The organism is Georgenia sp. (assembly GCF_054605595.1).
The window spans coordinates 1-5,668 of record NZ_JBTSDU010000162.1 but is presented as its reverse complement, the minus strand read 5'-3'; the positions used below and the strand labels follow the sequence as shown (position 1 = coordinate 5,668).

General features: G+C 69.0%; 3 protein-coding genes. 2 read left to right on the top strand and 1 reads right to left on the bottom strand.

What is annotated here, in order from left to right; translation table 11 throughout:
- Positions 1–163: 163 nt before the first annotated feature.
- Together ACYC1Z_RS13825 and ACYC1Z_RS13820 are read left to right on the top strand one after the other, a co-directional pair.
- A complete protein-coding gene (locus ACYC1Z_RS13825) occupies positions 164–1,744 on the top strand; it encodes a SulP family inorganic anion transporter (RefSeq protein ID WP_461410105.1) in 1,581 nt (526 codons plus the stop codon).
- A 419-nt stretch (positions 1,745–2,163) separates the two neighbouring features.
- Positions 2,164–3,750: a ribonuclease J gene (locus tag ACYC1Z_RS13820; protein WP_461410104.1), complete on the top strand. Its 1,587-nt coding sequence runs from the start codon at positions 2,164–2,166 to the stop codon at positions 3,748–3,750.
- A gap of 291 nt (positions 3,751–4,041) precedes the next feature.
- Here the strand turns inward: ACYC1Z_RS13820 and ACYC1Z_RS13815 are convergent, their stop codons facing one another.
- Positions 4,042–5,661 carry an ABC transporter permease gene (locus ACYC1Z_RS13815; RefSeq protein WP_461410103.1) on the bottom strand — a complete coding sequence of 540 codons (1,620 nt, stop codon included), beginning with the start codon at positions 5,659–5,661 and terminating at the stop codon, positions 4,042–4,044.
- Positions 5,662–5,668 lie beyond the last annotated feature (7 nt).

Below are 5,668 nucleotides of genomic sequence, written 5' to 3'. Positions count from 1 at the left end.
CTGCGGCGCCCCGCCCCGTCGTGAGACAACTCACCACCAACCTACCGTGACGTTAGATTAGAGTTGTCGACAGCGGCTGCTCCGGAACTGCTCGATGGACCTTGGTCCTCTCCCGGCCGGCGTGCCAACGGATTTTCCAGGTGTGATGACGCGCCGCCCTGACATGTCCACCGGGCGCCTGAGCGTCCACAGCAAACGGAGCCCCGTGACCTCACCTCTTGCCCAACGCACCAGGCAGACGCCAGAAGCCCGGAAGCGTGCCCGCACCGAGGACGTCACCTCGGTGCTGGGGGCGCTGCGTTCCCCGAAGCGCCTGCGCACCGAGGTCCTCGCGGGTCTGGTCGTCGCTCTGGCGCTGATCCCGGAGGCGATCTCGTTCTCGATCATCGCCGGTGTCGACCCCCGGGTGGGCCTGTTCGCCTCTTTCACCATGGCCGTCTCGATCGCCTTCCTCGGCGGCCGGCCGGCGATGATCTCGGCCGCCACCGGCGCGATCGCCCTGGTCATCGCGCCGGTGGTGCGCGAGTACGGCATGGACCACTTCATCGCAACGGTGATCCTGGCCGGGATCATCCAGGTCCTGCTCGGCGTCCTGGGCGTGGCCAGGCTGATGCGGTTCATCCCGCGCAGCGTCATGGTCGGCTTCGTCAACGCCCTGGCCATCTTGATCTTCCTCGCCCAGCTGCCCTACCTGCTCGGCGTGACGTGGATCGTCTACCCGATGGTCGCCGCGGGCATCGCGATCATGGTGTACCTGCCCACGATCACCAAGGCCGTCCCGGCCCCGCTGGTCGCGATCGTCGTGCTCTCCACGATCACCGTGGCGTTCGCGCTGAACGTCCCGGACGTCGCCGACCAGGGTGACCTGCCCGAGTCCTTGCCCGCGCTGTTCATCCCCGACGTGCCGCTGAACCTCGAGACCCTGCAGATCATCGCCCCCTACGCCGTCGCGATGGCGCTGGTGGGGCTGATGGAGTCCCTGATGACGGCCAAACTCGTCGACGACGTCACCGACACCCACTCGAACAAGCCTCGTGAGTCCTGGGGCCAGGGCGTGGCCAACATCATCACCGGGTTCTTCGGCGGCATGGGCGGGTGCGCGATGGTCGGCCAGTCCATGATCAACGTCAAGGCCTCCGGCGCCCGCACCCGCATCTCCACCTTCCTCGCCGGTGTCTTCCTCCTCGTCCTCGTCGTCGGCTTCGGCGAGGCCATCGGCAAGATCCCGATGGCCGCCCTGGTCGCCGTCATGATCATCGTGGCGGTCTCCACCTTCGACTGGCACTCGGTCCGGCGCAGCACGCTACGCCGGATGCCCAAGTCCGAGACCACGGTGATGCTCTCCACCGTCGCGGTCACCGTCACCACCCACAACCTCGCCTACGGCGTCATCGTCGGCGTCGTCGTCGCGGCGCTGATGTTCGTCCAACGCGTCGCCCACCTGACCGAGGTCGTCGACGTCGCCCACCCCGACGAGGACACCCGCGTCTACGCCGTGGTCGGTGAACTCCTCTGGGCCTCGAGCAACGACCTCGTGACCCAGTTCGACTACGCCGGGGACCCGCACCAGGTCATCATCGACATGTCCCGGTCCCACATCTGGGACGCCTCGACCGTGGCCACCCTGGACGCGATCACCACCAAGTACGCCGCCAGGGGAAAGACCGCCACCATCATCGGCCTGAACGAGGCCAGCGCCGAGCGCCACGAGCGCCTCGCCGGTCACCTCGGCGCCCAGAGCTGAGCGCGCCCGGGCCCCCGGTTGGCCGCCTCGCCCCGACACCTTCTTCCCAGCCCCAGGGGTCCGGTTCTCAGGGGTGCCGGCCTGTCGGTGCCGGTATGGCTTTGCCCGACGACGAGGCCGAGCTCCGCGCGATCCTGGACGGACTCGCCTCCCACGGCCGGGTCCTCATGGTCGTCGACCAGCCCGCCACCCCCCTCGCCGAGACGACTCGGACCCGACCATCTCTCACTACCCGAAGGGGACCTGCTGGACAGGTTCGACATCACGCACACGCATGCTCATCCTGACCTCGACGCCCCCATCACGAAAGCGCGGAACCAGTGCCCACTGCCATCAGCAATCTCACGTCCCCGCCGCCCCTGCCCGCCGGCGGGTTGCGCATCACCGCCCTCGGGGGCCTCGGCGAGGTCGGCCGCAACATGACCGTCTTCGAGTACGCTGGCCGACTGCTCGTCGTCGACTGCGGCGTGCTCTTCCCGGAGGAGCACCAGCCTGGCATCGATGTGATCCTGCCGGACTTCACCTCCATCCGGGACCGCCTCGACGACATCGAGGCCATCGTCCTGACCCACGGCCACGAGGATCACATCGGCGGGGTGCCGTACCTGCTCAAGGAACGGGCCGACATCCCCGTCATCGGCTCCGAGCTCACCCTCGCCTTCATCACGGCCAAGCTCAAGGAGCACCGCATCACCCCGGCCACGGTCCACGTGGAGGCCGGCGACCGCCGCAGTGTCGGCCCGTTCGACCTGGAGTTCGTCGCGGTCAACCACTCCATCCCCGATGGGCTGGCCGTGGCGATCCGCACCGGCGCCGGGCTGGTGCTGCACACCGGTGACTTCAAGATGGACCAGTTCCCCCTGGACGACCGCATCACCGACCTGCGGGCCTTCGCCCGCCTCGGCGCGGAAGGCGTGGACCTCTTCCTCGTCGACTCCACCAACGCCGAGGTTCCCGGCTTCACGATGTCCGAGCGCGACCTCACGCCGGCCATCGACCACGTGTTCGCGACGGCCCCGCGCCGGATCATCGTCTCCAGCTTCGCCAGCCACGTGCACCGCATCCAGCAGGTCCTCGACGCCGCCCACGCGCACGGCCGCAAGGTCGCCTTCGTCGGCCGCTCCATGGTGCGCAACATGGGCATCGCCCGAGACCTCGGTTATCTGACCATCCCCCGGGGCCTCGTCGTCGACTTCAAGAAGCTCGAGTCGATGCCGGACGACAAGGTCACCCTCGTGTGCACCGGTTCCCAGGGTGAGCCCATGGCCGCCCTCGCCCGCATGGCCAACGGCGATCACCGGATCCGCGTCGGCGAGGGCGACACCGTCCTGCTCGCCAGCTCCCTCATCCCGGGCAACGAGAACGCCATCTACGGCGTCATCAACAAGCTCACCGACCTCGGCGCCAAACTCGTGCACAAGGGCAACGCCAAGGTGCACGTCTCCGGCCACGCCAGCGCCGGGGAACTGGTCTATTGCTACAACATCGTCCGGCCGGGCAACGTCATGCCCGTGCACGGTGAGTCCAAGCACCTGCACGCCAACGCCGAGCTCGCCCGGCGCACCGGCGTGCCCCATGACCAGGTCGTGATCGCCGCCGACGGCGTCACCGTCGACCTCGTGCGCGGCCGCGCCGAGATCTCGGGAAAGGTGCCCGCCGGGCTGGTCTACGTCGACGGGCAGACCGTCGGCGCTGCCACCGAGGACACCCTCGCCGAACGGCGCCTGCTCGGCACCGGCGGCATCGTCACCGTCCTCGCCCTGCTCGATCCCACCACCAACCAGCCCACCGAGCCGCTCGAGTTCCTCTCCAAGGGCTTCGTCCACGACGACCGCACCTTCGCCGGCGCAACCAACGAGGTCAAGAAGGCACTGGCCCGGGCGACCGAGCGGAACATCGACGACGTGACCAGGCTGGAGGAGATCATCGCCGACGCCGTCAGCCGGTACCTCCAACGCACCTACCGTCGCGAGCCCGCCGTCATCGCCATCGTCGTCGACGCATGAGCACGTCCATCAGGCAGACCACACCGAGAATCCCATGACGGCTCTTCGTGGTCTGTGGTGAAGGGGAGCACCTGCGTCGTGGATGAAGAAGGGCTCGTGGCGCTGCTCATGGCCCGGCTTCGACCGGGCTGCTCCCACCCTCCCCGACACCTCCCGGATCAGGCTGCCCGCTGCCTCACCGCCCGGCGACGGCTGCCCACTGCCTCACCGCCCGGCGACGACAGGACAGCGGCGCAGGCCTCTCCCGCACGGCCCCGGACGCCCAGCCGACTGCGCCGACGGCACGCGGCGTCACTCGTTGGCGGCGAAGGCGAGCACCACCTCGTCCGGCGACATGGCGTCGAGGGTTCCCGGAACTGGGCGGTCGCTCCCCTGGCCGATGCCCACAGGTCGCGTCGGCGAGAGCTGCGCCAGCGTGTGCCGCACGAGCAGATACACGGGCACGGTCCCCAGCAGCATCAGCAGAGCGGCATACGGAGCCGCCGCCACGAAGTCGAGCGACTCGCCATTGGTCGTCGCCCACAGCTCGCTCGACAGCGTGCTGACATTGAACGGCAACAGCATGAGGGTGGTCGTCAACTCCTTGCTCGCATCGAGCGCTACGAGGATCGCCCCTGCGATGAAGCCGGGGGAAGCCAGTGGCAGCGTCACCCGCGCGAAGGTGCGCACCGGCCGGCTGCCCAAGGACGCAGCCACGTCGTCGTAGGTCTGCCGGGCCGACTGGAGTCCGACCTGCTGGTTGGCCACGGCCAAGGGCAGGAAGAGGATGACGTACGCGGCGATCAGCACGGCCGGCGACTTGTACAACGGCGGCACCAGCCGCGTCGCGAGGAACACGAGCGCCAGCGCCAGGATCGCGCTGGGGATCGCGTGCGCCAGCCAGACGGCCCGTTCGGTCAACTGCGAGGCGACCGACGATCGTCGGGTGGCCCACCAGCTGACCGGTAGCGCGCACAAGGTGGCGATCAGGGCTGCGGCCACCGCGTAGCCGACCGTGGTCGACAAGGCTGACCCCACGTGGGTCCAGGTCGGGGCCGATGCGCGATGCGAGGTGAGCAACCCTCGCATCACCATCAGGACCGTCGGCCCCACAGCCAGCAGCGGCACGAGCAGCGCCATCAGGGTGACTGGTATCCGAGCCGGTCCCAGCGCTGCCCGCGACGGTGGGCGCGAACCGCCACGCGCCACCGAGCCGATGACGCCGCGGCCCGAGACCCACCGCGTCGATACCAGCACCACCAGGGACAACCCGGCCAACAGCAGCGAGAGCGACCGGGCCGACTGGTAGTCGCCGTAGTCGAGCATCTCGGTCATGATCTTGGTGGTCAGGGTGCTCTGTCCCAGCTGCACGACAGCGCCGTACTCGGCGAGCACATGCAGCGCCACGATGAGCAGCCCCGCCGCGAGTGCCGGGCGCAACGCCGGCAGGCTCACCGTCCGAAAGGCGCTCAACCTGTCACCCCGCAAGGTCGCCACGACCTCCTCGAACGAGGGGTCGACTCGCCGGAGCGCGACGACGCACGGCAGGAAGACATACGGATAGAGCGACAGGGCCAGCACGACGGCGGCACCCGGCAGGCTCGTCACCACATCGAGCCGCGGCGCGTAGACCAGTTGCGCCGAGTAGACGGCGTAGGCGCTGACGAACCCGGGCACGGCGAGGGGCAGCGTGAACAGGACGGTGAGCAGCCGAGGCGCTGGGACGCTCGTGCGGGTGACGAGCACCGCGCACCCGGCACCCAGCACCACCGTCAGGAGACAGACCAGCAGCGTGAGCGTGAGCGTCTGTCCCAGGGCATCGGTGGTGGCCGTGTAGGCCAGCTGCTTGCGGATGTCGGCGATCGACATCCCACTGAGGAAGAGGTAACCGATCGGCAGCAGGGACGCCGCCGCGACGGCGACCGCGGCTATCGCGGTC